Annotated in this window: 1 protein-coding gene; it reads left to right on the top strand. The window is 61.2% G+C overall.

The annotated features are described in order from the left end of the window. A partial coding sequence (locus OR1_RS20480; protein WP_370543387.1) for a cation acetate symporter occupies positions 1–559 on the top strand: 559 nt, incomplete at both ends.

The following is a 559-nucleotide window of genomic DNA, read 5'->3' as shown; positions in this document are numbered from 1 at the left end:
AGATCTCCCTCGGTATGGCCCTTGTTCTCGGTACTGCCGGCATGCCGCACATCCTGATGCGCTTCTTCACCGTTCCGACAGCCCAGGCTGCCCGCAAGTCCGTTATCATCGCCATGTGGATCATCGGCGGTTTCTACGTCCTTACCACCCTGCTCGGTTTCGGCGCTGCCATTCACGTTACTCCGCAGGGGATCACCGCGGTTGACAAGGGCGGCAACATGGCTACCCTGATGCTGGCCCAGCAGCTCGGCGCCGATATCGCCCCGGTTGTCGGCGATATCTTCCTCGCCTTCCTCTGCTCCGTTGCCTTCGCCACCATCCTCGCCGTTGTTTCCGGTCTGGTTCTGGCCGCTTCGGCAGCCATTGCCCATGACATCTACGTAAACGTGATCAAGGACGGCCATGCCGACCAGCACGAGCAGGTCATGGCAGCACGTATCACCTCCCTCTGCGTAGGCGCCGTCGGTATCGTTATCGGTATCACCGCCGAGAAGCAGAACGTTGCCCACCTGGTTGCTCTGGCATTCGCCGTTGCCTCTTCCGGCAACCTGCCGGTCGT

Source organism: Geobacter sp. OR-1 (assembly GCF_000813145.1).
Taxonomy (GTDB): domain Bacteria; phylum Desulfobacterota; class Desulfuromonadia; order Geobacterales; family DSM-12255; genus Geoanaerobacter.
Note: the sequence above shows the minus strand (reverse complement) of the source record. Positions and strands in the feature narration are given on the sequence as shown.